The sequence below is a fragment of the Novosphingobium sp. genome (genome assembly GCF_040398825.1).
In the GTDB taxonomy this organism is placed as follows: domain Bacteria; phylum Pseudomonadota; class Alphaproteobacteria; order Sphingomonadales; family Sphingomonadaceae; genus Novosphingobium.
Genome location: NZ_JBBATI010000023.1, coordinates 1 through 26880, shown reverse-complemented (window position 1 = coordinate 26880; position 26880 = coordinate 1). Strand labels below are relative to the sequence as shown.

Genomic DNA, 26880 nt, shown 5'->3' with positions numbered 1-26880 from the left:
TATCGTCGATCAGTTCGCGCCCGGCGCAGCGCCGGCGCCATCAGGAGCGGGAGCGGCACCATCGGGCGCGGGAGCGCCACCTGCACCAGCACCACCGCCACCGGCACCGCCGCGCATCTGCTGCTGCATCTGCTGCATCATCATGCGCTGGCGCATGAATTCCTGCGCGTTCTTGTAATCGATCAGGTCGATATCAAACGTCAGGTCGCTGTTGGCGGGGATGGTCACTTCGCCGGTCATCTGGTTGCGCTGTTCCTGCGCGCCATAGGCCAGCCGCGCCGGGATCGACACGTGATACTTGCCGCCCTTCTGCATCTGCAGCAGCGCCTTGGAAAAGCCGGGGATCACACCCTGCACCGGGATCGGCACGTGTTCGCCACGGTCGAATTCCTTGCCGCTGGCCAGGTGGCCGACATAGTTGAGCAGGACATAATCGCCGGTGGTCGGCGATGCGCCTGCCCCGGCCTTGATGGTATCGACCTGCAACCCCTTTTGCCGGGTTTCATAGGCAACCGCGCCACCCAGCATGACCGCCAGCCCGACGCCGATCCACAGTTTGCTGATCGCGCCCCTGGCCACGGGTGCAAGCGGAACGCGGGTGATTTCGGTCATGATGGCCCCTTGGCATTGGTATGATGATTCGCTGCGCCTGCCACATCGGCCCGCCGCCATCCCGTCAGGATACCGCCAGGCCAGACAGGCGAAAGGGCGCCGCGTTAACGGCGCCCTCTTGGCCCAGCGCGGGCGCTCTCGCAAGACTTAAGCGCGGATTTACGCGCGAAGTTCGATCACCATGGCCCGCCAGACTTGGCCGGCCGCGACCGAACCCTACTTGCCGCCGTCGCGTTCGACGCGCTTGCGTTCCAGTTTGCGGGCGCGACGGACAGCAGCAGCCTTTTCACGGGCGCGCTTTTCCGACGGCTTTTCGAAGTGACGGCGCAGCTTCATCTCGCGGTACACGCCTTCACGCTGCAGCTTCTTTTTGAGCGCGCGGAGAGCCTGATCGACATTGTTGTCGCGAACGAGAATCTGCATAAAAAAAGACACCTCACGAAATAACAGGCCAGAACCCCGTCTGCCGCGCGCAGTCACCTGCACGGATCAAGGCGGGGGATCACCCAGGAAAATCGCAACCGCGAGATCAGCGATTCTGCGCAGTTGCAAACAAAAACGGCCGATTCCCGACAGGGATCGGCGCTTAATGCGGGGCCACTAACACTTTGGCCGGGGTAAGGCAAGCCGAGTCGGGCACCGCCGGTCAGCGTCATGCCTTGCCACACGGCGCAAGGCCCGGCGCAGGTCATGATGACAAAACCGCTTACCACTTTTGCGCATGATGCTCTATGGACGGGCGCATGCAATCACAAAGTTCATTTCTTTCCGCCTCTGTGCTGGTGGCCGGCGGCGGCGCGGCCGGATCCTGGCTGCGCTTTGTCACCGGCCGGATCTGGTCCGGCGCGATCGGCCCGGTCGCGGCCACCGCGTTCCCCTGGGCAACGCTGACGGTCAATGTCGCGGGGTCGATCGCCATGGGTGTGCTGGCCGGCTGGCTGGCGCGCCATGGCACGGGCGGGGAACACTGGCGCCTGTTGCTGGGCGTCGGCGTGCTGGGCGGCTACACCACGTTTTCATCCTTCGCGCTGGATTTTGCGGTGCTGGTCGAACGCGGCGCGATCGTGCTGGCGATGGGCTATGTCGCGGCAACGCTGATCGCCGGGCTGGGCGGATTGTTCGCCGGGCTGATGCTGACGCGGGTGGTGACATGAAGCCCCCGCGCAAGACCGCCACGCCGGCAGAAGCGGTGCGCCAGTTCGTGGTCGGCCGCGATGATGATGGCGTGCGGCTGGATCGCTGGTTCAAACGCCATCTGCCGCTGATCGGCTTTGCCACGGTATCGCGCTGGGCGCGCACCGGGCAGATCCGGCTGGATGGCAAACGCGCCGATGTCGATACCCGGCTGGTGCCGGGGCAGACGCTGCGTGTGCCGCCGGGCGGATCGCTGCCGCCGGGCATCGGCAGTGCCGCCGCGCGCAAACCGCTGACCGATGAAGAGGTCACCCTGGCCGAGGGTATGGTGCTGACGCAGGATCGCGCGGCGATCGTGCTGAACAAGCCGCCGGGCCTGGCCACGCAGGGCGGCAGCGGCACGCACGTCCATGTCGATGGCCTGCTCGATGCCTATGCCGCCGATCATGGCCCGCGCCCGCGGCTGGTCCACCGGCTGGACAAGGATACGTCGGGCGTGCTGCTGATTGCGCGCACGCCGGGCAGCGCCGCGTATTTTTCGCGGCATTTTGCCGGGCGATCAGCGCGCAAAATCTATTGGGCGCTGGTGGTTGGGGTGCCGCAGATCTACAACGGCGAAATCGAACTGCCGCTGTCAAAGCAGCCCGGCACCGGCGGCGAAAAGATGATGGTGGATGAAAGCGGCGCGGGCCAATCCGCGCGCACCCGCTATCGCGTGATCGACCGCGCCGGCAACAGCGCGGCCTGGGTGGAACTGCAACCGCTGACCGGGCGCACCCACCAGTTGCGCGTGCACATGGCGGCAATCGGCCACCCCATCGTCGGTGACGGCAAATATGGCGGGCAGGCCGCATTCCTGACCGGCACGATCAGCCGCAAGCTGCATCTGCACGCGCGCCGGCTGGTGATCCCGCATCCCGAAGGCGACACCATCGATGTGACCGCGCCGCTGCCCGACCATTTTGCCACCGGGCTGGCGCAATTGGGCTTTACCGAATCCGAAGGCGATGCGGTGCTGGACGCCGCGCCCGCAACCCCGCCACGGGTAGCGGAAAAGCGTGCCGCACGCGCCCATTCCAAAGACCTGCGCCGCGAACGCAAGGGCGAACGGCGCGGCCGGGGCAGCGATGATACCCCACGCGAACGGCCCGCACGCCGCCCTGTGGAAAAGGCTGGGGGTAAGCCTGTGGGAAAACCCGGCAGAACCGGTGCACGAACAGGGGCTAAGCCGGGGACAAAACCGCCGGCCAAGCCGTTTGCCAAAGCGCCGGGCACGTCACCGGGCAGGGCACCGCCCAGATCCGGCGCCCCCACCGGGTCAAAACCGGCGCCACGATCGGCACCCCGCACCGGCGCGCCATCCGCACCCCGTTCAGCCCCCCGGTCAGCGCCCCGGCCAGGCGGCACAAAACCGCCACGCCGCACCACCCCGGCGCCAGCGCGGACGCCGCGCGACCGCGGCTGATCAACGATGCATCCCAACCCCGCCTTTCGTCACGATGACCGCGCGCTGCTGGCGCAGATCATCGATGACGTCGGGTTCGGCATGGTGTTTGCCGCCACCCCCGATGGCCCGCGTGTGGCGCATGTGCCGCTGCTGCTGCGTGACGATGGCCATATCGCGTTCCATCTGGCGCGCGGCAATGCGCTGGTGCGGCATATCGAACAGGGACCCGCGCTGGTGGTGGTCAATGGCCCCGATGGCTATGTCTCTCCGCGCTGGTACGACGATCTGGGCCAGGTGCCGACCTGGAACTATGTCACGGTCGAATGCGAAGGCCGCGTGCAGCGGCTGACCCGCGACGGGCTGGTCGCTTTGCTGCGTGATGCATCTGCACAGCATGAGGCGCGGATGGGCGGCACACCGTGGACGATGGACAAAGTGCCCGATGCCACGATGTCGCGGCTGCTCGACGGGATTGTCGGATTTGAGCTGGAGGTCATGGCCTGGCGCCCGACCTTCAAGCTGTCGCAGAACAAATCCGCCGCTGATCGCGCGCGCGTGGCCGATGGGCTGGCTGCCGCCGGATCGGGGGCGATTGCCACGCTGATGCAGGCGCTGGTGCCGGGGGACATGACACAATGACCGGGCGGCTTGCGATATTCGACTGTGACGGCACGCTGGTCGACAGTCAGGCCGACATTGCCGAGGCGATGGAGGCGGCGTTTGCCGCGCACGGGTTGCGCGCGCCGCCGCGCACCGCGATCCGCCGCATCGTCGGGCTGTCGCTGGGAGAGGCAATCCGCCAGCTGGCCCCGCACACCGACCCCGAAACCGCCGCATCGCTGGTGCAGGCCTATAAGGACGCATTTCGCAGCCGCCGCGCCGCCGGGGTGGTGGAAGAACCGCTGTACGACGGGATCGCCGCGCTGGTCGCCAATCTGGCCGCGAGTGGCTGGCTGCTGGGCGTGGCCACCGGCAAAAGCGACCGGGGCCTGGCACATTGCCTGGATCGTCACGGGCTGGCCGGCCATTTCGTCACGCTGCAGACCGCCGACCGCCACCCGTCAAAGCCCGATCCGGCGATGATCGAGGCCTGTCTGGATGCCACCGGCGCAGATCGTGATCAGACCGTGATGATCGGCGACACCGCCTATGACATGGCGATGGCGGTCAACGCCGGGGTGCGCGCGATCGGCGTCGATTGGGGTTACCACCACCCCGATGACCTGTTCGCCGCCGGTGCCGAAGTGGTGGCCGGGTCGGTCGCGCAATTGCACTTGCTGCTGAAAGACCTGGAAACATGACCCCCGATCCGGCGCTGCCGCGTTTCATGATCCTGCAGGCGCTGCGGTTGAGCGGGGCGTTGATCGCGTTGCTGGGGGTGGTCATTCTCAGCCATGGCCAGCGCTGGCTGGCGGGGGTGCCCGATCTGGTTGGCGCGGTGCTGGTAGTGGCGGGCGCAGCAGAATTTTTTGCCGTACCAATGCTGCTGGCGCGGGCGTGGAAGCGCAGGCCTTAACCGTGAAGCGGTTTTATCGCGAAGTCAGCGTGGCCGAAACGGCCGATGGCCATCGTGTGCTGCTCGACGGGCGGGCGGTCAAGACGCAAGGCGGGCGCGCGCAAGCGGTGCCGTCGCGCCCGCTGGCCCAGGCTCTGGCGGCAGAATGGGCCGATCAGGGCGACGAGATTGACCCCACCCGCTTTTTCATGCGCGATCTGGCCGATTATGCCATCGATGTGGTCGCGCCCGATCCCGCGCAGACTTGTGCCACGCTGATCGGCTATGCCGAAACCGACACGCTGTGTTACCGCGCCTATCCCGATGAGCCGTTCGCTGCGCGCCAGCACACCGACTGGGAACCGCTGGTGACCGCGGCAGAGGCGCGCTTTGACGTGCGCTTTGTGCGCGTGGCCGGAGTTATCCACCGCCCGCAGCCGCCTGAAACGCTGGCACGGCTGCGCGCGCACATTGATGGCCACGATGCCTTTGCGCTGGCCGGGCTGCACACCCTGACCAGCCTGGCGGCATCGCTGATTATCGGCCTGGCAGCGCTGGAATCCGCCATGACCATCGATGCGCTGTGGGACGCGGCCAATCTGGAAGAGCTGTGGCAGGCCGAACTGTGGGGCAAAGTGCCCGAAGCCGAAGCCCGCCGCGCCCGCCGCCACGCCACCTTCGCCGCCGCCGCGCGGTTTACTGCACTGGCGCGCGGATAGAACATCCTCCCCGATTCGGGGAGGATTTCCCGAAGCGCGTTAATTGATCCAGTCGGCCACGGCCCTGGCGACCTGGTTGGCAGCCTGGTTCAGCCCGGCGCCAACATCGCTGGCCTGCGCAGCGATATGATCGGCGCTGGCCTCGAACCGGCGGGTTTCGATCGTGCCGTCGGGCAACTGGCGCGTGGCATCGAACCGCACCACTGCCGATGCCGTGCGCGCGTCATAGCCGCATTCGATCAACCGGCCCGACAGCACCGGGCCATGCACGCCGGCATCGCCTTCGCTGATCAGCCGTTTGCCGCGTGCGCGCAGCGTTTCGGCCAGCAGGTGCTGAAACAGCCGCGCCGGGCGTTCTACCCACTGCGCCTGTTTCAGATAGGCCACGCGCGATGCATCGATGGTCACCGCCACGCGCACCACGCCCAGTTTGGCCGCAGCGGCGGGTTCCGGCACGCTGAGCGTGGTTTCGGCGCGGCCACTGGTTACGCTGCCATCAACCGGCGCGGTATCCGATGTCAGCGTCAGCAGCGCGGGCGGGGTCTTGGCCGATCCCAGCCCCAGATTGATGCACCCCGACAGCACCGGGATCAGCAGCAGCGGGGCAAACACAGCCTTGCGCATCATGGTTACTTTCGTGGGCGACGGGTTCGTTGCCGAACCGATCATGGTTTGTAATCGGGCAATTGCGGCCCGCCGATCAGTGTGCCGACCCCGCGATCCTTCAGCTGATCGCTTAAATCGCGCAAGGCATGCGTGGTCGATTGCAGATCGCGGATCGCGGTTTCAGCCGACGGCAGGGTCTGATCGTTCAATCGGCGCACGGCGGGCCGGGCATCGTCCATCATGCCCTGCAACGACGAAGCCGCCGCATTGGCGGATTTGAGCGTGTCGTGCAATTGCCGCACCAGCCCGTCCTTGTTGTCGCTGATCGCTGTATTGGCGGTGTTGGAAAGCCGTTCAAAACTCGCCAGCGTGGTGTTGGCCTGCTGGATGGTGGTGCGCAATTCGCCCACCGTCGCCTTCACATCGGGGCTGGCCGCGGCCAGATTGGCGGTCAGTTTGTCGGTATTGGCCAGAATGTCGCCCACCGCCTTCTGATTCTTGTCGGACACCAGCGTGGTCAGCCGTTCGGCCAGCTCGGTCAGTCGGTCCAGCAGTACCGGCGCGCTTGACAACAGTTCGCCCAGGCCGCTGCGTTTGGTCGGGATCACCGGCACCCCGCCCGGGCCAGGCAGGGTGATCGGCGCAGCACCCTTGACCGCGCCCGACAGCTGGATCGTGGTCACCCCGGTAAAACTGCCCTGCAGGCTGGCGGTGGTGCCGATCAGGATCGGCACCTTGTGGTCGATATTGATGCGCACCCGCACAAAGCTGGGGTCCTGTTCCCACAACGCAATTTGCCCAACCTGGCCCACCGGCACGCCCGAAAACGTCACCGCAGAGCCACGCGCCACGCCATCGACCGATTGCCGGAAAAAAATGTCGTAATGGTTCTGCACCGGATGGCTCAGCCGCGCGATCCACACCACCATCAGCGCGACCCCGGCGATCAGGGCCAGTGTCACCACCCCTACCCAGACATGGTTTGCGCGTGTTTCCATAGTGCTGCAGCTGCCCCTTACCGATTGTCAGAGTGTTTGTCAGAGTGTTTGCCAGAGCCCTTTGACGCCATGGCCGCACGCCCGCGCGGCCCTTTGAAGTATTCCTGAATCCACGGATGGTCGAGCGCCATCAGTTCGGGGATCGTGCCCACCGCGATCACGTGTTTGTCGGCGATCACCGCCACGCGGTCGCAGATTTCGTGCAAGGTGTCGAGATCGTGGGTGATCAGGAACACCGTCAGCCCCAGGGTCTGTTGCAGGCTCATGATCAGCGCATCGAACGCGGCCGCGCCGATCGGGTCGAGCCCGGCAGTCGGCTCGTCAAGGAACAGCAGTTCCGGATCAAGCGCCAGCGCCCGCGCCAGGCCAGCGCGTTTGCGCATACCGCCCGACAGTTCGGCCGGAAATTTGCCCGCGGCATCCGCCGACAACCCGGACAGCAGCACTTTGTACCGGGCGATTTCGGCCAGCAATTGTGGACCGATCTCGGGGTAGAATTCGCGCAACGGCACTTCGACATTTTCGGCAACGGTCAGCGTGGAAAACAGCGCGCCACCCTGAAACAGCACGCCCCAGCGGCGACGGATGGCGATATCGGCGTCATCGCGCGCCTCGGTAATCGACTGGCCCAGCACATCGATCGATCCCGCGTTGACCTGTTGCAACCCGATGATCACGCGCATCAGCACCGATTTGCCGGTGCCCGATCCACCCACCACCCCCAGGATTTCGCCGCGCCGGACATCCAGATCAAGATTGTCGTGCACCACGTGCGTGTCGAACTCGGTGCGCAAGCCATGCACACGAATGGGAAATTCAGCGGCATCGTCATGCCGGTTCGCGGGTTCGTGGGCAGTATCGGGAACGGTGGCGGTATCGGTCGCGGTCATCCCCAGCCCACTTCGGTGAACAGGATGGCAAAAATCGCGTCGAGCACAATCACCAGGAAAATCGCCATGACCACCGCGGCGGTGGTGCGCGTGCCCACTTCTTCGGCATTGGCGGTGACCTGCATGCCGTTGTAACACCCGGCGATCGATACGATCAGCCCGAACACCGGCCCCTTGATCAGCCCCACCCACAAGTCAAAGATCGGCACCACTTCGCGGATGCGGGTCAGAAAGCTGACAAACGGGATGCCCAGCGCAAATTGCGCCAGAAACGCGCCGCCGATGATCCCCAGCACCGCCGCATAGACCCCCAGCAGCGGCATCATCACGATCGTTGCCATGATGCGCGGGATCACCAGCGCCTCCATCGGGGCGACCCCGATGATGCGCATGGCATCGACCTCTTCGGTCAGCTTCATCGTGCCGATTTCCGCGGCAAAGGCAGATCCGGACCGGCCGGCGACCATGATCGCCGTCATCAAAATGCCCAGTTCGCGCAAAGTCAGCCGCCCGACCAGATTGACGGTGTAGATTTCGGCACCGAATTGCCGCAACTGCACTGCGCCCTGTTGCGCGATCACGATCCCGACCAGAAAGCTCATCAATCCGATGATGCCCAGCGCATTCACCCCGACCAGTTCCATCTGGTGAACCAGCGCGCGAAAGCGAAAGCGGCCAGGATGCCGCAGCAACGCGCCGGTGGCCAGCACCAGCTGCCCGACAAAGCCCAGCACCGTCACCGTGGCGTGGCGGTATTCGATCATGCTGTCGCCGACTTCGGCCGGCACGCGCGTCCATACCGGCAACTGGTGCGGCGGTTCGGCCCGCACGCCATCGTCGATGGTGTCCATCGCCGCGATCAGCCGCGCTGCGGCGTCACAGGGGTTGATGATCTTCGCCCCGCATTCACGCGCCACGCGGCAGCACACCCAGGCGCCCACCGTATCGATCACGCTGACCGCACCAAGGTCGATCTGCGCGATCGGCCCGGGTAGCGCGCGCAGGCGATCATCAATGCGGCCCATCGTCGCAACGATCAGCGGTCCGGTAAACACCAGCGTGTCGCCGGAATCCCCCGGACGTAGCGTGAAATCGGCGATATCGGTCATCCCGCGTGCACCATGCGGGAAATAGCCCGGCGCGGCAAGCGCCGGCTGGACATGACCGCACCGCCTGCCCGCGCGCGACGGTTGCAGTCGGCGCGCCGGAATGGCAAGGCGCATGGATCATGACCGACACCATTCCCGACACCGCCACGCCCGAGGCGCTGGCCAAAACATTCGAGCCCGCCGCGATCGAGGCGAAATGGTACCGCCATTGGGAAAGCGCGGGCGCGTTTCGCCCCGCGCGGCCCGATGCCACGCCGTTCACCATCGTCAATCCGCCACCGAACGTGACCGGCAGCCTGCACATCGGCCACGCGCTCGACAATACTTTGCAGGACGTCGTGATCCGGTACGAACGCCTGCGCGGCAAGGATGCGCTGTGGGTGGTCGGCACCGATCACGCCGGGATCGCCACGCAGATGGTGGTCGAACGCCAGTTGGAGGCACGCCAGGACAAGCGCAGCAATTACACCCGCGAAGATTTCATCACCAAAGTGTGGGAATGGAAGGCGGAGAGCGGCGGCACCATCACCGGACAATTGCGGCGGCTGGGCTGTTCGATGGACTGGAGCCGCGAACAGTTCACCATGGACCCGCATTTCACCCGCGCAGTGGTCAAAGTGTTTGTCGACCTGTTCAACAAGGGGTTGATTTATCGCGACAAGCGTCTGGTAAACTGGGACCCCCGGCTGAAAACCGCGATTTCCGATCTGGAAGTCGAAACGCGCGAAATGAAAGGCGGGTTCTGGCGGTTCCGCTATCCGCTGGCCGATGGCGTGGTGCGCGCGGATGGGCTGGACTATATCGAGGTGGCGACGACGCGCCCCGAAACGATGCTGGCCGATATGCTGGTCGCGGTGCATCCCGATGATGCGCGTTATCAATCGGTGATCGGCGCGGAAATCCTGCAGCCGCTGACCGGGCGGCGGTTGCGCGTGGTGGCCGACGACCATGCCGATCCGGCGCTGGGTTCAGGTGCGGTGAAGATCACGCCCGGCCACGATTTCAACGATTTCGACGTGGGCAAGCGCGCCGGGATCAAACCCGCGGACATGCTCAACATGTTCGATGCAGAGGCGCGCGTGGTGCAGACCGCCGATGGCCTGGTGCCCGCCGAATATGTCGGCCTTGACCGGTTTGATGCGCGCACGGCGGTGGTCGCGGCGATGAAGGAGGGCGGGTTTCTGGTGCCGCACGTCGACAAGGACGGCGCCGAGCACGATTTTGAACCGCGCACGATCCAGACCCCTTATGGCGATCGTGGCGGGGTGGTGATCGAACCCTGGCTGACCGACCAATGGTATGTCGATGCGCATACTTTGGCGCAGGCGCCGATGGCGGCGGTGCGGTCGGGCGCGATCGAGATCGTGCCCAAGACCTGGGAAAAAACCTTCTTCAACTGGATGGAAAACATTCAGCCGTGGTGCGTGTCGCGGCAATTGTGGTGGGGGCACCAGATACCGGCGTGGTATGATGCCCAGGGCACCGCCTATGTCGCGGACAGCGAAGCGACGGCGCAGGCGCTGGCGGGTACTGGCGTTGTGCTGACGCGCGATCCCGACGTGCTCGACACGTGGTTTTCGTCGGCGCTGTGGCCGTTTGCCACGCTGGGCTGGCCCGACGACAGCGAACTGGTGAAGCGCCACTATCCCAATGACCTGCTGATATCCGGGTTCGACATCCTGTTTTTCTGGGATGCGCGGATGGCGATGCAGGGCATCGAATTCATGGGCCAGGTGCCATGGCGGCGGTTGTACCTGCACGGGCTGGTGCGGGCGGCCGACGGGCAGAAAATGTCCAAATCCAAGGGCAACGTGGTCGATCCGCTGGGCCTGATCGACCAGTATGGCGCCGATGCCTTGCGCTTTTTCATGTGCGCGATGGAAAGCCAGGGCCGCGATGTCAAAATGGACGAGCGCCGCGTCGAAGGCTATCGCAATTTCGCCACCAAGCTGTGGAACGCTGCGCGGTTTTGCCAGGCCAACGGCATTGCCGCGTCCACCACGCTGGCCGCGCCCGCAGCGACGCATGCGGTCAACCGCTGGATCATTGGCGAAGTGGTCGAAACGCTGGCCGCGCTCGATGCGGCGTTGGCCGACCTGCGCTTCGATGCGGCGGCCAATGTGATCTATCAGTTTGCGTGGGGCACGTTCTGCGACTGGTACATCGAATTCATCAAGGGCAACTTTGATGATGAAACGAAGGCCGTGGCCGGCTGGGTGCTCGATCAGATCCTGGTCATGCTCCACCCGTTCATGCCGTTTGTGACCGAGGAACTGTGGCACGCGCTTGGCGAGCGGCATGACGACCTGATCGTGGCGCAATGGCCCGCACCGGCGGCCCACGTCGATCCTGCGGCCAAGGCCGAAGTGGAATGGCTGATCGCGCTGGTTTCGGGGTTCCGCACCGCCAAGAACGAACTGGGCCTGCCGCCCGGCGCACGGCTGGAGGCGTGGCTGCCCGAACCGAGCGAGGCGACCCGCGCCATCATCGCCGGCAACGGCCCGGTAATCGACCGGCTGGCGCGGCTGTCGGCGATCCATCTGGCGCCCGCCCCGGCGGGCGCGGCGATGCAGGTGGGCGCCGGCGATGCCACGCTGATCGTGCCGCTGGAGGGCCTGATCGATGTCGCGGCGGAACGCGCGCGGCTGGAAAAGGCGCTGGCCGCCGCGCAGAAAGAGGCCAAGGCGCTGGAAGGCCGGCTGAACAACGCGTCCTTCGTCGAACGCGCCAAACCCGAAGCGGTGGACAAGGCCCGTGCCGACCACGCCCACCATGCGGCAGAGGCCACACGGCTGTCGGCAGCACTGGCGCGGCTGGGGTGAGCGTAGCGGACTGTCCCCCGCGCGTGCAGCGCCCCCCTTCCCCAACCCCGTTCGTCCTGAGCCTGTCCAAGGACGCGCGCGACGGTTGGCCAAGGATACTTTGCGCGGGCATTGGGCAGGCCGTTGCGCGTGTCCTTCGACAGGCTCAGGACGAGCGGATTGATGTGGTTGTTCAATACAGTCCACGTAAGATCGTTGCATGAACCTGATCCTGGCCACCACCACCCCGGGACAAGCGGAAATCTTCGCCTCGATCCAGGGCGAAGGCGCGTCGATCGGGCGGCCATCTTTGTTTGTGCGGCTGTCGCGGTGCAACCTGGCGTGCCAGTGGTGCGACACCGCCTATACCTGGCGGTTTGATGGCGACAACCGGCCGCACCGCGACAATCTGGCGTTTGCCAGAACCAGCAACCAGATCGCGCTCGATGTGTCAGAGGTCGCCGCGCGGATCGCCGCGCATGGCGTGCCACGCGTGGTCATCACCGGCGGCGAACCGCTGTTGCAGGCCCCGGCGCTGGCGCGGATGATCACCGCACTGAGCACCATGGCGCCGTTTCACATCGAGATCGAAACCAACGGCACCGTCGCCCCGCCCGCCGCGCTCGATGCCATGATCGACCAGTACAATGTCAGCCCGAAACTGGCGCATTCGGGCAACCCGGCGGCGCTGGCGCTGATCCCCGAACGCCTGCGCGAATGGGCAGTGAACCCGCGCGCCTGGTTCAAATTCGTGATCGCCACCCCCGCCGATCTGACCGAAGTCAGCGATCTGGCGCTGACTTATGCCATCGCACCGGACCGCCTGTTCGTCATGCCCGAAGGCACCGACAGCACAATCCTGCGCGACCGGTCACGCTGGCTGGCAGAGGCGGCCATGCAGCGCGGCTGGCGCTTTACCGACCGGCTGCACATTCATCTGTATGGTGATACGCGCGGGACATGAAGCATCGTGCAAAAAAGCCTGTCCTGAGCGATGTCGAAGGATGGGAACCGGCTTTTTGCAAATAACGATGCGACACCAAAAAGCTTCAGAACGGGATATCGTCGTCCAGATCGTCGCCGAACCCGCCCGGCGCGCCGCCGCCCGATCCACCGCCGGACCCGCCACCGCCAAAGCCGCCGCCCGACGATGCACCGCCGGAACGCTGCCCGCCGCCATAGCCGCCGCCCGATCCGCCGCGGTCGCCGCCACGATCACCGCCACCAAATCCGCCGCGATCACCACCGCCGCCGCCACCGCCCGCACCGGGCGCGCCGTCCAGCATGGTCAGCACCGATCCCAGGCCCTGCAGCACGACTTCGGTCGAATAGCGGTCCTGCCCGTCCTTGTCCTGCCATTTGCGCGTGCGCAGCTGGCCTTCGATATAGACCTTTGATCCCTTGCGCAGATAGCGTTCGGCGACGCCCACCAGGCCTTCGGAAAAGATCGCCACCGTGTGCCATTCGGTGCGTTCCTGGCGGTCGCCGGTGTTTTTGTCTTTCCACGATTCCGACGTGGCGATGCGCAGGTTGCACACTTTGCCGCCGTTCTGGAAGTTCCGCGTTTCGGGGTCTGCGCCCAGATTGCCGACCAGAATGACCTTGTTGACGCTGCCTGCCATCGAATCGTGTCCCTGTTTGGTAATTTGTCCGTGGCTAGCGCATGCGGCGCGGGAACGCACAGCCCCCGCAACCGGCTTTCCACCACCATTTTCGCTGCAATCAGCCGAGCCCGGCGGCGACCGCGGTCCAATAGACAATTCCGGCGAACAGATAGGCCAGCCCGAACAAGTATGACAGCATGAACGCCGGCCATTTCCACCCGTTGGTTTCGCGCCGGGTGACCGCGATGGTCGACATGCATTGCGGCGCAAATACAAACCACGCCAGGAACGCCAGCGCCGTCGCCAGCGACCAGTGCCGTTTCAGCTGCGCGCCCAGGCCGATCGCGCGCGTCGCATCATCGGTGCTGCCGACCGCATACGTCGTGGCCAGCGAACTGACCGCAACCTCACGCGCGGCCATCGTCGGGATCAGCGCCAGTGCGATGTCACGGTTGAACCCGACCGGTTCGACCAGCACCGCCAGCCCGTTGGCGATATGCCCGGCGATCGACGCATCGACCTGATCACGCCCCGGTTCGGCCCGCGGGAAATTCAGCAGCAGCCACAGCACGATCGCCACGGTAAAGATCATCGTGCCGGCGCGGCGAAGAAAAATCTGCGCGCGCTGCAACAGCCCGATCGCCAGATCCTTTACCGTTGGCAGCTGGTATTTGGGCAGTTCCATGATGAAGCCCGACGCCGCGCCGCGCGTGATCGACCGGCGCAGCACCAGCGCCACACCCATCGCGCCCAAAATACCCGAAACATACAGCACCAGCAGCACCAGCCCCTGCAGCCCGACCCCCGGCAACACCTGCCGCGCCGGGATGAACGCGGCGATGATCACCGCATAGACCGGCAGCCGCGCCGAACAGGTCATCATCGGCGCGATCAGGATGGTGGTCAGCCGGTCGCGCGGATCGGTGATCGACCGCGTTGACATGATCCCCGGCACCGCACAGGCAAAGCTGGACAACAGCGGGATGAAACTGCGCCCCGACAGGCCGACGCCGGCCATCATGCGGTCCATCAGGAACGCCGCGCGCGCCATGTACCCGGTCGCCTCCATCACCAGGATGAAGAAAAACAGCACCAGGATCTGCGGCAGGAACACCACCACCGAACCGACCCCGGCGATCACCCCGTCGGTAACCAGATCGCGGAACAACGATGCCGGCATCGCCCCGCGCAACCACGCCGAGGCCATGGTGAACAGCGCGTCCAACCCGTCCTGCGCCGGTTTGGCCCAGCTGAACACCGCCTGGAACACCACAAACAGCAACGCGAACAGGATTGGCGGCCCCAGCCACGGATGCAGCAGCACGTGGTCCAGCCGCGCGTGCAACCGGTGCATCGCGGTTTCCGACAGGATCGCGCCGCGCGCCATCGTGCGCGCCAGCATCCGCCGTTCGGCCATGGTCAGGTGTGCGCGCGGTTGCGGTGGCCCCGCCTCTGCCGCCAGCCGCGCCGCCGCCACTGCCGCCACCAGATCGGGCAGCCCGCGCCGCCGCACCGCCACGGTGGGGATGACTGCCACGCCCAGTTCCGCCGCCAGCGCAGCCGGATCGAGCACCAGGCCATCGCGTTCGGCCAGATCAACCATGTTCAGCGCCACCACGCACGGGCGGCCCAGCGCGATCACTTCCTGTGCCAGCACCAGGTGCTGTTCCAGGTTTGACGCATCGATCACCAGCACCAGCACATCGGGCTGCGCCTGCCCGGCCTGTTCGCCCATGATCACCCGGCGCGTGACGTCTTCGTCCGGGCTGGTGGCATCAAGGCCATAGGTGCCGGGCAAATCGACCAGTTCGATCGGTTCGCCATTGGGCAGCTGCATCCGCCCCGCCTTGCGCTCCACCGTCACGCCCGGGTAATTGCCGATTTTCTGGCGCGCGCCGGTCAGCGCGTTGAACAGCGCGCTTTTGCCCGCATTGGGATTGCCGACCAGCGCGGCGACGCCGGGCTTGCGGCTCATGCCGGTTCAACCGCAGCGGTGTCGGTGATCAGTTCAACCTGCATTGCGCGGGCATGGACGCGGCGCAGCGCGACGGTCATCCGCCCGACCTCTACCGCCAGCGGATCACGCGTCATGAACACGCCGCGATAGGCCAGCCGCACGTCCGCCCCTTCGGCCAGGCCAAGCGCGCGCAACCGCTGCGCCTCTTCGTCCACCAGCGCAGACCAATCGACCACGGTGATTCGCGCAAGGGTGCCCAGGGGGATCATGTCAAGCGTCATCATCACAGCGCTGCCACAGCGCCGGGGTAATTGCAAGTCATTCGCAATAGTTGATTCAGGTCAAAAAATTCAGGTCGCCGGATAGCGCAGCCGGCCGAACAGCCGCACCAGGCTGGGCCGTTCGCCCTTGGGGTTCAGCACTTGCGCCTTGAACTTTTCAAACCGCATCACGCCATCGATGCGCCGGCCCAAAAATGCGCGGGTATCGGCATGGTCCTCGCTGCGATCATCGGCCATGACCGCCAGCGTGGCGGCATAGATCGCCGCCAGCGTCGCGCGTTTGCTATAATGGTTGAGGTCGGTCGCGGTGTCGCCGGCCATGCGCCACATCACATCGGCGCTTTTCCAGCCAAGCTGCGCCGACGCCACCAGATTGCCGGGCTTGGCCAGTTCGATCAGCGCGCGGCGCAGCGCCTCTTCGCGGCCGGCGATCGCCTCCAGCCGAAATTCGATCATGGTACGGATGCGGTCGCGGATTTTCAGGCTGGTCAGCGTGGCGGCGCCGGGCATTTGCAGCATCTGGGCATCGATGCTTTGTGTCCACGCGGTGATCATGGCCATAGCCTTGCCATCAAAGGCAAAGCGCGCGGCAGCAGGATCGACGCCGGCGATTTCCGCCGCGGCGGTAACCGCCGCATCGGTCCACCCGTCAAACGATGCCGCATCCGCAATCAGCGGGGCGAGATCGATGCGAAAGCTGTCATGGTCGGTGCTGTCGGTCATCACGCAATCATGCCTCACCCTAAAACGAGGGTCCATAGGTCTTGCGGGCAGCGCCGGGGGCGGCCTTCGCCTTGGCCACGCTTTCGATTTCGGCCAGCACCGCGTTGGCTTTGCCATCCAGCGTGGCATAATCGCGCGCCGAACGGCCGGAATTGTCGGGCCGGTCGGGATTGGCGCCGGCCTTCAGCAGCGCACGCACCACGGCCAGATCGCGGCGGCTGACCGCGTCGATCAGCGGCGTGCTGCCGGTGTTGTTGGTTTCATCGACGCGCGCGCCCGCGCTGATCAGGAAATCGACCCCTTCGGCAAAACCCAGCTGGGCGGCGATTTCGATCGCGGTTTCGCCCTTGCCATTGCGCGCGTTGACGTTGGCGCCCTTGCCCACGATGAACTGCATCCACACCATGTCGCGGCGCGCGGTCACGATATGCAGCGCGGTTTCGCCCGTGGTGATATCGCGGGTGTTGACGATCTGGGTCGATGGCTTGCTCAACATCTCGTTGACCACGTCGCCATCCTTTTTGCGGATCGCGTCGAGGAATTTGTAGCTTTCCGAAAACTGCGCCCACGCCGGCACCGGCGCTGCCGCCACCACGACCAGCGCGGCCATTACCGGCAGCACATGCCGCAATCCAAAGTTGCTGTTCACGTTGAGCGAATCCCCTGATCGAGCACGTTCCGACACTTGCCAGCGGCTGGTTAGCAGAGCATGACCGGCAGCGCTATGCCACCACATGTCCTGTTCTCCGCCCGGCAACCCCGCAGCCCATTCCCCCAACGCGCGAACCGCTCTTACCCTGCGCGGTTTGCTGCGGCCTGGCTGATTGCGGCCAGCCTGGCGCTGAGCGGGTGCGGCCCGGCCGCACATCAGCCCGAACCGCCGCTGGCGGATTCCAGGCTGGGCGGCGATTTCACGCTGGTGGACAAGGCGGGCAAGACCGTGCGGTCAGCCGATTTTGCGGGCAAATGGCGCATAGTCTATTTCGGTTATACCTTTTGCCCGGATGTCTGCCCGCTGGATGTGCAGCACCTGATGCAGGGCTATCACGCCTTTGCCCATGCGCATCCGGACCTTGCGCCACAGATCGTGCCGCTGTTCATTTCGATCGATCCCGAACGCGATACGCCAACCGCCGTGGGCCAGTTTGCCGGCGCGTTCGGCAAGGAACTGGTCGGCCTGACCGGAACGCCGGCGCAAGTGGCGGTCGCGGCCAAGGCCTATGCGGTCTATTATGCGAAGCGTGACGGCGAAAAACCGGGCACTTACCTGATGGATCACAGCCGTGCGGCCTATCTGATGGACCCGGCCGGCAAACCCATCGCGCTGTTGTCGGTCGATCAGGATGGCAAGACCGTGGCGGCGGAGCTGGAACAGTGGGTCCATTGACCACCCCCCCGACGCCCCCTGTGCACCGGTTCTGGGACAAGCCGCTGGCCGCGCTGAACCGTGAACAATGGGAAGCGTTGTGCGATGGTTGCGGCAAATGCTGTCTGCACAAGCTGGAGGATGACGATACCGGTGATGTCTGGCGCACCAATGTCGCGTGCCGGTTGCTGGATCTGAAAACCGCGCGTTGCGCCGATTACCGCCATCGCAAGGCAATGGTGCCCGATTGCCTGCGGCTGACGCTGCGGCTGGTCACACAAGTGCCGTGGCTGCCCGAAACCTGTGCCTATCGCCTGCGGGCAGAGGACCAGCCGCTGCCGGCATGGCATTACCTGGAATGCGGCGACCGCGATGCCGTGCACCGCGCCGGGCAATCGGTGGTGGGCAAGGCGATCAGCGAAGTGATCGCCGGCCCACTGGAAGAACACATTGTCGATGCCGACGGCGTGCTGCTGTACCAGGCCGATGATGGCGACGATGGTGACGGCGACGACGACCGCGACAGCGAAGACTGCGCGTGGCCATGATGAACTGGCTGCGCCGCGCGACCGCCGCACCACCCCCGCGGCAACGCCCGCTCGCGCCCGATCCGGTGCCCGCTGCGGTGCGCGTGGGTGACCGGTTGTTGCCGGTGGAACTGCGGCGGCTGCGCCACGCCCGGCGGATGACACTGCGGCTGGCGCCCGATGGCGCGGCCGTGCGCATCTCGCTGCCGCCGTGGGTACCGGTGCACGAGGCGCTGGCGTTTGCCGCGGCGCGCAGCGCGTGGCTGGCCGAACAGGCCGCGCGGGTGCCCCGGGCAGAACCGCCCGGCCCCGGTGGCACCATGGCCTATCGCGGATTTCTGGTAACGGTGGCCTGGGACGCGGCCAACCCGCGCCGCCCTGCGCTAGCCGGTGACAGCATCGTGATCGGCGGCCCGCGCGAAAGCGTACCGGCACGGTTGGCGCGCTGGCTGGAGGGTGAGGCGAAGCGTTGTTTCGCGCACGATCTGGCCGAATATTGCACACGCGCCGGGGTGCCGGTGCCGGGGCTGGCGCTGTCGCGCGCGCAACGGCGCTGGGGCAGTTGTGCCGCCAATGGCACGATCCGCATCAACTGGCGGCTGATCATGGCGCCCGATGCGGTGCGCCGGTCGGTGGTCGCGCACGAAGTTGCGCATCTTTCGCATTTTGACCACAGCGCGGCGTTCCACGCGCACCTGGGCACACTGTTTGAGGGCGATATCGCGTCTGCCAACGCCTGGCTGAAACGCCATGGGCGCGGGTTGTACCAGCCGTTCGGGTGATTGGCACAACCGGCCGCTGGCAAATTGCCGCGCCAATGCCTAATATAGCGCCATGAGCACGTTTTTCAGCAATGTTTCCCCGCGCCGCGCGGTGATCGATCTGTGGCGGATTCTGGGCGCGCCCAGCGAATACCGCTGGACCGGGCTGGCGCTGGCGAGCTGTGTGACCGGGGGCATTTTCTGGGTCATGGCCAGCCAGGGAGGGCGCGCACTGCCCCCGCCGCCCAAGATCATCTATTTTGAAAGCTGGCGCGCCGATCGCACCAACGCGCAGATCATCGCCGAAAACATCGCCGCAGCGAAAAAGGCCAGGGCAGAGGCGGCCGAAGAGGAACGCCGCGCCGAAGACATGCGGCTGATGTACAAGGCGGTTGGCGCCGCTTCCGGCATGGATACCGATCGCATGTACAAACAGGGCAAGATCGACCGCGCCGCCGAAGCCCGCGCCGAAGCCGCGCACAACCAGGCGCTGCTGGACCGCTATCTGGAAAAGGGCACCAAGCCGGTGGTCGATCCGCATCCTGATGCCGTTGCCGGTCCTGATGCCGTTGCCGGTGCCGCCCCTGCCCCCGGCAATCCCTAGGGCAATGCCAGGCGATTTCGACTGGATGAATGCCGCCGCGGCACTGGCTGCGCGCGGCCGGCCGCTCAGCCGCCCCAATCCGGCAGTCGGCGCCGTGATCGTCGCACACGGCCGCGTGGTCGGCCGCGGCCATACCCAGCCGGGCGGCCGCCCGCATGCAGAGGCGATGGCGCTGGCCATGGCCGGCGACCGCGCCGCCGGCGCAACGCTATATGTCACCTTGGAACCGTGCGCGCATGACAGCGCGCGCGGGCCCGCCTGCGCCGATCTGGTGGTAGCCGCCGGGCTGGCGCGCGTGGTGATCGGTTGTCTTGATCCCGATCCGCGCACCGCCGGGGCGGGCGTCGCGCGGTTGCGCGCTGCCGGCATCGCGGTGACCGTGCTCGATCATGCGGCGGCGCGCGCCTCGCTGGCGGGATACCTGCTGCGTACGGCAGCGGCGCGGCCACATGTCACGCTGAAACTCGCCACATCGCTCGATGGGCGAATCGCGCTGGCGTCGGGGGAAAGCCAGTGGATTACCGGGCCGGCAGCGCGCGCGCATGTGCACGCGATGCGCGCACGCAGCGATGCGATCCTGGTCGGCGGCGGCACCCTGCGCAGCGATGCGCCGCGGCTGGATGTGCGGTTGCCCGGGCTGGAGGGGCACAGCCCTGAACGCTGCGTGCTGACGCGCGGGGTCGCGCCACCGGGCTGGCGCGCGGTGGCGGACATTGGCGCGCCCGATGCGTTCGGACCGGCACAGTACCTGTATGTCGAGGGTGGCGCGGGTGCGGCGGCCACCTTTCTGGCCGCCGACCGGGTCGATCGGCTGATGATCTATCGCGCAGCCATCGTGATCGGCAGCGGGCTGGCGGCGATTGGCGATATCGGGCTGCACGATCTGGCCCAGGCGCATGACCGGTGGCAGCCGGTGGCCACGCAGACGCTTGGCAGCGATACGCTGTCCATCTACGACCGGTTGCGCTGAATCGCAGACGCAACCCACGCAAAAAGGACGTACCCCCCATGTTCACAGGCATCATTGTCGAAGTCGGCAAAGTGCTGGCGGTGGCAACACCGGGCGATACGCGGCTGACCATCGCCACCGCGCGCAGCCAGTGCACGATTGCCATCGGCGCATCGATCGCCTGTTCGGGCGTGTGCCTGACCGTGGTGGAAAAGGGCACCGGGTTTGCCGGCGATCCGGCAGTGGGCTGGTTTGCGGTCGATGTGTCGGGCGAAACCATCAAGTGCACGGCGCCCGCGCAATGGCACGCCGGCGCGCGGCTGAATCTGGAACCCGCGCTTAAACTGGGCGATGAACTGGGTGGGCATATCGTCACCGGCCATGTCGACGGCCTGGGCGAAGTCGCCGCGATCACCCCCGAAGGCGCATCACGCCGCATCGATTTCATCGCGCCGGCCGATCTGGCGGCCTATATCGCCGCCAAGGGATCGATCACCATCGATGGCGTGTCGTTGACCGTCAACACCGTGGCGGACCAGCCCGATGGCCGCGCCCGGTTCAGCGTCAATATCATCCCGCACACCGCCGATGTCACCACACTGGGCGCACTGGTCCCCGGCGCGCAGGTCAATCTGGAAATCGATGTGCTGGCGCGATACCTGATGCGCATGCAGACCGCCGCCCGCACCGCCTGAACAGCGTCTGCGCGGGCAATCGATTTCTCGCTGAAATCTTGCGGACACTTCAAAGGAATCGACACGGGCGTTAACTAAGTGAATCTCCTTAGACTGCGGCGGAAATGATTCGCGGCTGCGTCTGGCCGCCAACGCTCCGTTGTACTGTGGTCCGACTGGTAACCGGGGGGTTCCATTGCCAGGCAAGTTGCGTCGATGGTGGGCGATCGGGCGGGTGTCGGCCGTGCTGGCGGGTCTTTTTGTGCTATCCGGACCCGTGCAGGCGGCTGTCCCGCGCCGGGTGGCGCTGGTGATCGGCATTTCGCAATATGCGTCGGTACCGCAATTGACCAACCCGCAGGTCGATGCCGATGCGGTGGCCAAAGCGTTGCGCGGTGACGGATTTGACGTCATCGAATTGACCAGGCCCGCCGATCTTGGCCGGACCGCGCTGTGGACCGCCATCAGCACATTCAAAAAGGGCGCAGTCGGCGCCGAGGCTGCGGTGATCTATTATGCCGGTCATGGCGTCGAAGTCGGCGGCCGCAACTGGCTGTTGCCCGCCGATGCAAAAGCCGGATCGCCCGACGAGCTTGAAGGATCGGCAATCGCCACCAATACCCTGATCAATGCTGTTTCCGGTGCCAGCCTGGTGCGGCTGGTCATTCTGGATGCCTGCCGCGACAATCCCTTTGCCGGCGAAAGCGGCTGGGCGGAAACCACCCGTTCGGTTGCCGGTCCGACGCGCGGGCTGGCGCGGGAGGTCAATCTGCCGCCGAATGTGGTGGTATTGCTGGCCACCCAGCCGGGGCTGAAGGCCAACGATGGCAAAGGCGGCACCAACAGCCCGTTTGCCCAGGCGCTGTCGGCGGCGCTGACCAACCCGGGACTGCGCATTTCATCGCTGCCAACAATGGTATCGCGCCAGATGCGGGCCTTGTCGGGGGTTGATCAGCGCCCGGATCAGCAAGGCATCTTTGACGAGCCGGACTGGACCTTTCGCGCTGGCCCGACCAATGCGGCGGTGGCGCTGCCGGCCGGCCCCGCACCCGCGTTCGTTGCACCGGCCCCGGTAGTGACCGCACCAGCCCGGATGGCACCCCTACCCGCGCCCGCGGCTACGGCGGCCGCGCCGGTGGCACAGACCGCGCGCGGCTACGGGCTGGTCCTGCAAAGCCGCACCGATGGGCAACCGGGCCTGCTGGTGGTGAATGTGGAGGCTGCATCACCGTTCGCCGGCACCGTAAAGCGCGGCGATGTCATCCTGAAACTCAACAGCGCAACACCCGCCGAACCGCAAAGCGTGATCGGCGTGCTTGACCAGGACCGCCGCGCATCGATCAGCCTGCAGCGTGATGGCCAGGGCATGGCCACCAGCATGGCGCTGGTCCTGCCGAAAAATACCGACGACGATTGAAACGACAGACAGGAATACCACGCCGATGAATCGACCAATGGCTGTTACCCGATCGCGCGCCACCGGTTGCTGCGCGCTGCTTGCCCTGTTTGGTGGCGGGATGTTTGCACCGGGTGCCCGGGCCCAGCAGTTTACGTATACCTTCGACCAGGTGATTCCCGGATCATACGACGAAGTGTTCAACCTGCCGTCGATTGGCGTGATCCCTTTGCGCGGCAGCGATGGACAGAATTTTGCAGCCACGGTTGCCGGCGAATTGCAGGCGTTGCGCATCGGCACCCGCCCGGCATTTTCGATCCGCACGCAGGACAGCGGTGCAGCGCCGGGCAAAAGCCGCAAAAGCCCGCCAGATTCAATCTATGCCCGCGCGGCCGCCGACAAGCTGGGGGTTAAAGGCGTGTTCTGGGGCGAAGTTACCGCCGCAACGGTCAGTTCGAACAATTTCAACGCCATCAGCGAGGCGTGTTCGCGCAACAATGTCTGCAGCAAGGTCACCACGCCTTGCGTGAAATATCAGGGCACATACGTGGTCACCCCGTCCATTTACGCAGCCCTCAACAGCAAGCTGCTGTATCAAAAGACCATCAAAAAGGACGTGGTGATCGATGTCTGCGCGGGGGTGGTGCAGCAGGCCAGTTCGGAGGACAGCCCCAACATGCTGGGTAAAGTCGGCAACATTGCCAATTCAACCGGATTTCTTGGCAGTTTTGGCAGTACGCTGGGGGGTGTCGGCAATGCGCTTGGCGGTATTGGCGGGCTGACCGGCCTGCTGGGCAAACGTGGAAAGAAAGACGAACAGGTTGCGGTAACCCCGGAAAGCATCATGACCGCCATCCGCGTCGAGGCAGCGCAAGCCGTGGTATCCGATCTGACGCCGAAAACCCGCAAGGCCAAAGTGGGGTTCAAGACCAAGTTTCCCGAATTCGACAAAGACACGCAGGCCAAATTGACCAACGCCGTCGATCAGCTGAAATCCGGTCGTCCCGACAAGGCCTGCGGCATTTTTCAGACCATGGGCGAAGGTGCCACCACCAAACAGCTGTCGCTGCGCTACAACCTGGCGGCGTGCGAAGAGGTGAATGGCAACCCCAAGGTCGCGCGGCAGATTTATGAAGCCTATGACCGCGAACAGACCCAGGTTGATCAGATGCTGAACGACGCGCTGAAACGGCTGGCCGACGTCAGCTGACCATGTCCGGGGTGGCGCGCCGCCACCCCGCCCGGTCGGCTGTCAGACCGCCACCACGCGCAAGGCATCCAGGAACGTGCCGATATTGTCGGTGGTCAGCCCGGCGATGTTGATGCGGCCCGATCCCGCCATATAGATGCCATGCGCATCGCGCAGCGCCAGGATCTGTTCGGCACTCAGTGGCAGCATCGAAAACAGCCCGTTCTGGATGCCCAGCGGCGCCATCGGCACCGTGCCGACCTGCTGCGCCGCGGCCAGATGATCGCGCACCTGCCGCATGCGGTCGCGCATGTCGTCCAGTTCGGCCAGCCACAGCGCGGTCAGTGCGGCATCCTGCAACACCACGCGCACCGCTGCGGCGCCATGGTCGGGCGGCATCGACCACGATGCGCGCGCGATCGCCGCACCATTGGCCATCGCCCGCGTCAGCGCGCCGGCATCGCCGGTGACCGCATAGAACGCGCCAACGCGGTCACGGTACAAACCGAAATTCTTGTCGCAGCTGTACGCCACCAGCGCCTCTGGCACCGCGGCCAGCACCGCGCGCAGGCCATAGGCATCGGCCTCCATCCCCTCGCCCAGCCCCTGATAGGCCAGATCGATCAGCGGCAGCACACCGCGTGATGCCAGCAGCGGCGCGATCACATCCCATTGCGCCGGGGTGTAATCGACCCCGGTCGGGTTGTGGCAACACCCGTGCAGCATCACCGCATCGCCCGGCCCGACCTCCGCCAGCGCCGCGATCAACGCATCAAGATCGGCGGTGCCGTCAGCGGTAACATGGCGAAACGGCGCCAGTTCCAGCCCGGCGGCGGCCACGATCTGCGCGTGGTTGGGCCACGATGGCGTGCCCATCACGATGCGGCGCACCCCGGCGCGCCTGGCCACTTCGACCGCCAGCCGCACCGCGCCGGTGCCGCCGGGCGCCTGCATGCCATCGACCCGCGTGGTATCAAAATCCGCGCCAAACACATAAGGGATCAGCGCGTGGACAAAGCCCATGTCGCCTTCGGGGCCGAGGTACGATTTGCTGTCCTGCGTTTCCAGCAGGACCGCCTCCGCCGCCTTGATCGCCTTGAACACCGGGGTGGCGCCGGTCGCAGTGCGATAGACGCCCACGCCCAGGTCGATCTTTTCCGGCCGTGGATCAGCGTTGTACAGCTTGATCAGCCCCAGCAGGGCATCGGCGGGCTGTGGCGCAAGAGCTTCGAGCATGGGTGGTCGGCCTTCCCTGGACAGCATGGCTGGCCATCAGGGGCCAGCGCAATCATCCGCCGGGCTGCGATCGATCCGGCAGACGGCGACCCCATGCCCCCCATACCTGCACGACGCAAGCCATTTTGGCGCAAAATATGCGCCACCCACCACCCCGCACCCCCGGCCCATCCGCCCATTCATGGTACACTGTGGGCGAATGGGCCGGGGGTGCGGGGTGGTGGTGGCTCTTTTCAAACAGACGCTTAAAACGGCACCCATTTAACCTTGTGGGTAAAGTTCATGTAACCGGCATTGACCCCCAGCCGCATCCCGCCGCCCATCCGCACCGGGATCACCACCAGATCGCCGCGCCGCATGTACGACACGTTGAACCCGCCCAGCATATAGGCCTGGCCCTCGCCCGCGGCGATCCGCTGAAACAGCTTTTCGGTGTCGTGCAGGTTGTAGATCAGCACGAACGTGCTGCCGCCGCTGCCACCCAGGTCAAACCCGATCGAGGGACCGGTCCAGAACACCGGGCTTTGCCCTTCGATCTTGTGGTGCAGCGTGCCCCGGCCATAGCGCACGCCGACCACGACCGCGCCCCCGCCTTCGCTGCCGGTGATATAGGCATTGGGTTCACCCTGCTTTTTCAGCAGGTCGCGGATCATCAGCGCCAGCCCGCGCGCGCCTTTGCCAAACACGCCTTCGGCCGCATTGACCAGTTCGTTTTCATGATAGGTGCTGTCGCCGCCGGCTGCTGCCGCACTGGGCCCGCCAACCGGGCCACCGGTCGCCGCCGTACCCGGAGCACCATAGGAGGGCGCTGCAGGATTGCTGAACGACGCACCGGCCGCCGGCGCGGTCATCGGCGCTGTGGCGGGCGGCGCGGCAGGCGCGGATGGCACTGCAGGCGCGGTGGCGCCATGGTTGAGATCGGCGTCGATCGCGGTGTTGGGATCGATGTTCTGCACTTGTGCATATGCGGCGGGCGCCAGCAGCATGGCCGCGGCCGCCGCCAGTGTGGCCGCCACCGTCACCGCGGCACGGCGCGCGCACTGCGGTACATGCGCCAGCGTTCCGGTTGCCTGCCCACGCATGCCCTGCATGCCGTTCCCGCGATATGTCATGTTGTGCATCATACCACCCGTGATTGCCAGACGCCCGCCCTGTGGCAAGACCCCCGGGGTTCCTTGTGGTGGACAATTGCGCGACGACAATGAACCCGCGATGAGCCGAGTCGAATTTGCGCCGGAAGGTGCCCGCGCCCTCGCCAGGCCCGCATCAACCAACCCTGCGCCGAAAATTGCTGGCACCCCCTTGCCACCGCCCCCACACCCTCGCTATAGGCCGCGCTCGCCGCTGCGATCCGGAGACGTGGGTGAGTGGCTGAAACCAACGGTTTGCTAAACCGTCGTACGGATACATCTGTACCGAGAGTTCGAATCTCTCCGTCTCCGCCAAGTCAATGATAATCGGCACTTTTTCCCACATGGGAATTTCCCCTTTCAACTTGAAACAGCCCAAAACCGTTGGTGCTGTGACCACTTTTGTGACTACCCCAGCTTAGCCGCGTGCTGCTGGTCGGGTGTCAGGAAGGCCAGATAGATCTCCGTCGTCTTGACACTTGTGTGACCCAGAATGCCCTGAAGTGCGTAGATTCCGCCGCCATCCCGAAGGTAGCGAACGGCGAAAAGATGGCGCAAATCATGGAATTTGAAGCGCACGAAGGGGTGCCCACGGTGTGACCACTTTTGTGACCACTTGCTTGTCAACCGGCGCGCGGTTGCCCCGAACTGCGACGACACCCAATCCATCGT

At 65.6% G+C, this 26880-nt stretch carries 30 protein-coding genes and 1 tRNA gene; 17 read left to right on the top strand and 14 right to left on the bottom strand.

What is annotated here, in order from left to right; genetic code table 11:
* Positions 1-9: 9 nt before the first annotated feature.
* Both ABWP89_RS12185 and rpsU read right to left on the bottom strand, forming a co-directional pair.
* Positions 10-612, bottom strand: a complete 603-nt coding sequence (locus ABWP89_RS12185) for an FKBP-type peptidyl-prolyl cis-trans isomerase (protein WP_353229552.1) — start codon at positions 610-612, stop codon at positions 10-12.
* A 216-nt stretch (positions 613-828) separates the two neighbouring features.
* Complete coding sequence (gene rpsU / locus ABWP89_RS12180; protein WP_028641935.1) at positions 829-1035, bottom strand: 30S ribosomal protein S21; 207 nt, start codon at positions 1033-1035, stop codon at positions 829-831.
* A 320-nt stretch (positions 1036-1355) separates the two neighbouring features.
* Between rpsU and ABWP89_RS12175 the strand changes: the two genes are divergently transcribed.
* From ABWP89_RS12175 to ABWP89_RS12150, 6 genes are read left to right on the top strand one after another with little or no spacing between them, the layout of a single operon-like run.
* A complete protein-coding gene (locus ABWP89_RS12175) occupies positions 1356-1766 on the top strand; it encodes a CrcB family protein (RefSeq protein WP_353229550.1) in 411 nt (136 codons plus the stop codon).
* The gene (locus tag ABWP89_RS12170) at positions 1763-3211 is read left to right on the top strand and encodes an RluA family pseudouridine synthase (RefSeq protein WP_353229548.1); all 1449 of its coding nucleotides are present in this window, start codon (positions 1763-1765) and stop codon (positions 3209-3211) included. Before ABWP89_RS12175 ends, ABWP89_RS12170 begins: the two co-directional genes overlap by 4 nt.
* A gap of 6 nt (positions 3212-3217) precedes the next feature.
* Positions 3218-3832, top strand: a complete 615-nt coding sequence (locus tag ABWP89_RS12165) for an FMN-binding negative transcriptional regulator (RefSeq protein ID WP_353229546.1) — start codon at positions 3218-3220, stop codon at positions 3830-3832.
* Positions 3829-4494, top strand: a complete 666-nt coding sequence (locus tag ABWP89_RS12160; protein WP_353229545.1) for an HAD-IA family hydrolase — start codon at positions 3829-3831, stop codon at positions 4492-4494. Before ABWP89_RS12165 ends, ABWP89_RS12160 begins: the two co-directional genes overlap by 4 nt.
* Positions 4491-4709 (top strand): hypothetical protein, encoded by a 219-nt coding sequence (locus ABWP89_RS12155; RefSeq protein ID WP_353229544.1) that lies wholly within the window; start codon positions 4491-4493, stop codon positions 4707-4709. Before ABWP89_RS12160 ends, ABWP89_RS12155 begins: the two co-directional genes overlap by 4 nt.
* Before the next feature lie 2 nt (positions 4710-4711).
* On the top strand, positions 4712-5407 hold the full coding sequence (locus tag ABWP89_RS12150) for an ATP12 family chaperone protein (RefSeq protein WP_353229543.1): 696 nt from the start codon (positions 4712-4714) through the stop codon (positions 5405-5407).
* A 39-nt stretch (positions 5408-5446) separates the two neighbouring features.
* On the opposite strand, the gene ABWP89_RS12145 is transcribed toward ABWP89_RS12150, so the two are convergent.
* From ABWP89_RS12145 to ABWP89_RS12130, 4 genes are read right to left on the bottom strand one after another with little or no spacing between them, the layout of a single operon-like run.
* Positions 5447-6034: an ABC-type transport auxiliary lipoprotein family protein gene (locus ABWP89_RS12145; protein ID WP_353229542.1), complete on the bottom strand. Its 588-nt coding sequence runs from the start codon at positions 6032-6034 to the stop codon at positions 5447-5449.
* 38 nt (positions 6035-6072) lie between these two features.
* Positions 6073-7011 carry an MlaD family protein gene (locus ABWP89_RS12140; RefSeq protein WP_353229541.1) on the bottom strand — a complete coding sequence of 313 codons (939 nt, stop codon included), beginning with the start codon at positions 7009-7011 and terminating at the stop codon, positions 6073-6075.
* Positions 7012-7028: 17 nt separating this feature from the next.
* Positions 7029-7901: an ABC transporter ATP-binding protein gene (locus ABWP89_RS12135; protein ID WP_353229540.1), complete on the bottom strand. Its 873-nt coding sequence runs from the start codon at positions 7899-7901 to the stop codon at positions 7029-7031.
* Positions 7898-9010, bottom strand: a complete 1113-nt coding sequence (locus ABWP89_RS12130) for an MlaE family ABC transporter permease (protein WP_353229539.1) — start codon at positions 9008-9010, stop codon at positions 7898-7900. Before ABWP89_RS12130 ends, ABWP89_RS12135 begins: the two co-directional genes overlap by 4 nt.
* 119 nt (positions 9011-9129) lie before the next feature.
* Between ABWP89_RS12130 and ABWP89_RS12125 the strand changes: the two genes are divergently transcribed.
* Together ABWP89_RS12125 and ABWP89_RS12120 are read left to right on the top strand one after the other, a co-directional pair.
* Positions 9130-11832, top strand: a complete 2703-nt coding sequence (locus ABWP89_RS12125; RefSeq protein ID WP_353229538.1) for a valine--tRNA ligase — start codon at positions 9130-9132, stop codon at positions 11830-11832.
* Between the two features lie 199 nt (positions 11833-12031).
* A complete protein-coding gene (locus tag ABWP89_RS12120) occupies positions 12032-12775 on the top strand; it encodes a 7-carboxy-7-deazaguanine synthase QueE (RefSeq protein WP_353229537.1) in 744 nt (247 codons plus the stop codon).
* 85 nt (positions 12776-12860) lie between these two features.
* Here ABWP89_RS12120 and ssb read toward each other — a convergent pair whose 3' ends face one another.
* From ssb to ABWP89_RS12095, 5 genes are all read right to left on the bottom strand, one after another.
* Positions 12861-13433 carry a single-stranded DNA-binding protein gene (gene ssb, locus ABWP89_RS12115; protein ID WP_353229536.1) on the bottom strand — a complete coding sequence of 191 codons (573 nt, stop codon included), beginning with the start codon at positions 13431-13433 and terminating at the stop codon, positions 12861-12863.
* 100 nt (positions 13434-13533) lie between these two features.
* A complete protein-coding gene (feoB, locus tag ABWP89_RS12110; protein WP_353229534.1) occupies positions 13534-15390 on the bottom strand; it encodes a ferrous iron transporter B in 1857 nt (618 codons plus the stop codon).
* Positions 15387-15656, bottom strand: a complete 270-nt coding sequence (locus tag ABWP89_RS12105; protein WP_502915279.1) for a FeoA family protein — start codon at positions 15654-15656, stop codon at positions 15387-15389. Before ABWP89_RS12105 ends, feoB begins: the two co-directional genes overlap by 4 nt.
* A gap of 66 nt (positions 15657-15722) precedes the next feature.
* Positions 15723-16376 carry a COQ9 family protein gene (locus tag ABWP89_RS12100; RefSeq protein WP_353229533.1) on the bottom strand — a complete coding sequence of 218 codons (654 nt, stop codon included), beginning with the start codon at positions 16374-16376 and terminating at the stop codon, positions 15723-15725.
* 19 nt (positions 16377-16395) lie between these two features.
* Positions 16396-17025, bottom strand: a complete 630-nt coding sequence (locus tag ABWP89_RS12095; protein WP_353229532.1) for an ankyrin repeat domain-containing protein — start codon at positions 17023-17025, stop codon at positions 16396-16398.
* Between the two features lie 60 nt (positions 17026-17085).
* Between ABWP89_RS12095 and ABWP89_RS12090 the strand changes: the two genes are divergently transcribed.
* From ABWP89_RS12090 to ABWP89_RS12055, 8 genes are all read left to right on the top strand, one after another.
* Entirely contained in the window at positions 17086-17763 is a 678-nt protein-coding gene (locus tag ABWP89_RS12090) for an SCO family protein (protein WP_353229530.1), read from the top strand.
* A complete protein-coding gene (locus ABWP89_RS12085) occupies positions 17760-18290 on the top strand; it encodes a YcgN family cysteine cluster protein (protein ID WP_353229528.1) in 531 nt (176 codons plus the stop codon). The genes ABWP89_RS12090 and ABWP89_RS12085 overlap by 4 nt, the downstream gene beginning before the upstream one ends.
* Complete coding sequence (locus ABWP89_RS12080; protein ID WP_353229600.1) at positions 18287-19051, top strand: M48 family metallopeptidase; 765 nt, start codon at positions 18287-18289, stop codon at positions 19049-19051. Before ABWP89_RS12085 ends, ABWP89_RS12080 begins: the two co-directional genes overlap by 4 nt.
* 52 nt (positions 19052-19103) lie before the next feature.
* Positions 19104-19634, top strand: coding sequence for a hypothetical protein (locus tag ABWP89_RS12075; RefSeq protein WP_353229527.1), 531 nt, complete (start codon positions 19104-19106; stop codon positions 19632-19634).
* A 4-nt stretch (positions 19635-19638) separates the two neighbouring features.
* Complete coding sequence (gene ribD / locus ABWP89_RS12070) at positions 19639-20604, top strand: bifunctional diaminohydroxyphosphoribosylaminopyrimidine deaminase/5-amino-6-(5-phosphoribosylamino)uracil reductase RibD (RefSeq protein ID WP_353229526.1); 966 nt, start codon at positions 19639-19641, stop codon at positions 20602-20604.
* A 38-nt stretch (positions 20605-20642) separates the two neighbouring features.
* Positions 20643-21278, top strand: coding sequence for a riboflavin synthase (locus tag ABWP89_RS12065; protein WP_353229524.1), 636 nt, complete (start codon positions 20643-20645; stop codon positions 21276-21278).
* A gap of 241 nt (positions 21279-21519) precedes the next feature.
* Positions 21520-22674: a caspase family protein gene (locus ABWP89_RS12060; protein ID WP_353229523.1), complete on the top strand. Its 1155-nt coding sequence runs from the start codon at positions 21520-21522 to the stop codon at positions 22672-22674.
* Positions 22675-22711: 37 nt separating this feature from the next.
* Positions 22712-23863 carry a hypothetical protein gene (locus tag ABWP89_RS12055; protein ID WP_353229521.1) on the top strand — a complete coding sequence of 384 codons (1152 nt, stop codon included), beginning with the start codon at positions 22712-22714 and terminating at the stop codon, positions 23861-23863.
* A 42-nt stretch (positions 23864-23905) separates the two neighbouring features.
* Here ABWP89_RS12055 and ABWP89_RS12050 read toward each other — a convergent pair whose 3' ends face one another.
* Entirely contained in the window at positions 23906-25078 is a 1173-nt protein-coding gene (locus ABWP89_RS12050) for an amino acid aminotransferase (RefSeq protein WP_353229519.1), read from the bottom strand.
* A gap of 245 nt (positions 25079-25323) precedes the next feature.
* A complete protein-coding gene (locus ABWP89_RS12045; RefSeq protein WP_353229599.1) occupies positions 25324-26064 on the bottom strand; it encodes an EipA family protein in 741 nt (246 codons plus the stop codon).
* 367 nt (positions 26065-26431) lie between these two features.
* On the opposite strand from ABWP89_RS12045, the gene ABWP89_RS12040 reads away from it, so the two are divergent.
* A tRNA-Ser gene (locus ABWP89_RS12040) sits at positions 26432-26523 on the top strand.
* A 93-nt stretch (positions 26524-26616) separates the two neighbouring features.
* Here ABWP89_RS12040 and ABWP89_RS12035 read toward each other — a convergent pair.
* Positions 26617-26880: site-specific integrase (locus ABWP89_RS12035; RefSeq protein ID WP_353229518.1), on the bottom strand; the 264-nt coding region annotated here is incomplete at its 5' end.

Excerpts from the sequence above, each read along its gene's own strand:
- ABWP89_RS12130 (WP_353229539.1), bottom strand. The coding sequence starts at position 9,010 with ATGACCGATATCGCCGATTTCACGCTACGTCCGGGGGATTCCGGCGAC.
- ABWP89_RS12100 (WP_353229533.1), bottom strand. The coding sequence starts at position 16,376 with ATGACCGACAGCACCGACCATGACAGCTTTCGCATCGATCTCGCCCCG.
- ABWP89_RS12050 (WP_353229519.1), bottom strand. The coding sequence starts at position 25,078 with ATGCTCGAAGCTCTTGCGCCACAGCCCGCCGATGCCCTGCTGGGGCTG.
- ssb (WP_353229536.1), bottom strand. The coding sequence starts at position 13,433 with ATGGCAGGCAGCGTCAACAAGGTCATTCTGGTCGGCAATCTGGGCGCA.
- rpsU (WP_028641935.1), bottom strand. The coding sequence starts at position 1,035 with ATGCAGATTCTCGTTCGCGACAACAATGTCGATCAGGCTCTCCGCGCG.
- ABWP89_RS12145 (WP_353229542.1), bottom strand. The coding sequence starts at position 6,034 with ATGATGCGCAAGGCTGTGTTTGCCCCGCTGCTGCTGATCCCGGTGCTG.
- ABWP89_RS12080 (WP_353229600.1), top strand. The coding sequence starts at position 18,287 with ATGATGAACTGGCTGCGCCGCGCGACCGCCGCACCACCCCCGCGGCAA.
- ABWP89_RS12185 (WP_353229552.1), bottom strand. The coding sequence starts at position 612 with ATGACCGAAATCACCCGCGTTCCGCTTGCACCCGTGGCCAGGGGCGCG.
- ABWP89_RS12120 (WP_353229537.1), top strand. The coding sequence starts at position 12,032 with ATGAACCTGATCCTGGCCACCACCACCCCGGGACAAGCGGAAATCTTC.
- feoB (WP_353229534.1), bottom strand. The coding sequence starts at position 15,390 with ATGAGCCGCAAGCCCGGCGTCGCCGCGCTGGTCGGCAATCCCAATGCG.
- ABWP89_RS12165 (WP_353229546.1), top strand. The coding sequence starts at position 3,218 with ATGCATCCCAACCCCGCCTTTCGTCACGATGACCGCGCGCTGCTGGCG.
- ABWP89_RS12045 (WP_353229599.1), bottom strand. The coding sequence starts at position 26,064 with ATGCTGCTGGCGCCCGCCGCATATGCACAAGTGCAGAACATCGATCCC.
- ABWP89_RS12160 (WP_353229545.1), top strand. The coding sequence starts at position 3,829 with ATGACCGGGCGGCTTGCGATATTCGACTGTGACGGCACGCTGGTCGAC.
- ABWP89_RS12090 (WP_353229530.1), top strand. The coding sequence starts at position 17,086 with ATGACCGGCAGCGCTATGCCACCACATGTCCTGTTCTCCGCCCGGCAA.
- ABWP89_RS12170 (WP_353229548.1), top strand. The coding sequence starts at position 1,763 with ATGAAGCCCCCGCGCAAGACCGCCACGCCGGCAGAAGCGGTGCGCCAG.
- ABWP89_RS12055 (WP_353229521.1), top strand. The coding sequence starts at position 22,712 with ATGGCTGTTACCCGATCGCGCGCCACCGGTTGCTGCGCGCTGCTTGCC.
- ABWP89_RS12125 (WP_353229538.1), top strand. The coding sequence starts at position 9,130 with ATGACCGACACCATTCCCGACACCGCCACGCCCGAGGCGCTGGCCAAA.
- ABWP89_RS12105 (WP_502915279.1), bottom strand. The coding sequence starts at position 15,656 with ATGATGACGCTTGACATGATCCCCCTGGGCACCCTTGCGCGAATCACC.
- ABWP89_RS12135 (WP_353229540.1), bottom strand. The coding sequence starts at position 7,901 with ATGACCGCGACCGATACCGCCACCGTTCCCGATACTGCCCACGAACCC.
- ABWP89_RS12065 (WP_353229524.1), top strand. The coding sequence starts at position 20,643 with ATGTTCACAGGCATCATTGTCGAAGTCGGCAAAGTGCTGGCGGTGGCA.
- ABWP89_RS12140 (WP_353229541.1), bottom strand. The coding sequence starts at position 7,011 with ATGGAAACACGCGCAAACCATGTCTGGGTAGGGGTGGTGACACTGGCC.
- ribD (WP_353229526.1), top strand. The coding sequence starts at position 19,639 with ATGCCAGGCGATTTCGACTGGATGAATGCCGCCGCGGCACTGGCTGCG.
- ABWP89_RS12075 (WP_353229527.1), top strand. The coding sequence starts at position 19,104 with ATGAGCACGTTTTTCAGCAATGTTTCCCCGCGCCGCGCGGTGATCGAT.
- ABWP89_RS12175 (WP_353229550.1), top strand. The coding sequence starts at position 1,356 with ATGCAATCACAAAGTTCATTTCTTTCCGCCTCTGTGCTGGTGGCCGGC.
- ABWP89_RS12155 (WP_353229544.1), top strand. The coding sequence starts at position 4,491 with ATGACCCCCGATCCGGCGCTGCCGCGTTTCATGATCCTGCAGGCGCTG.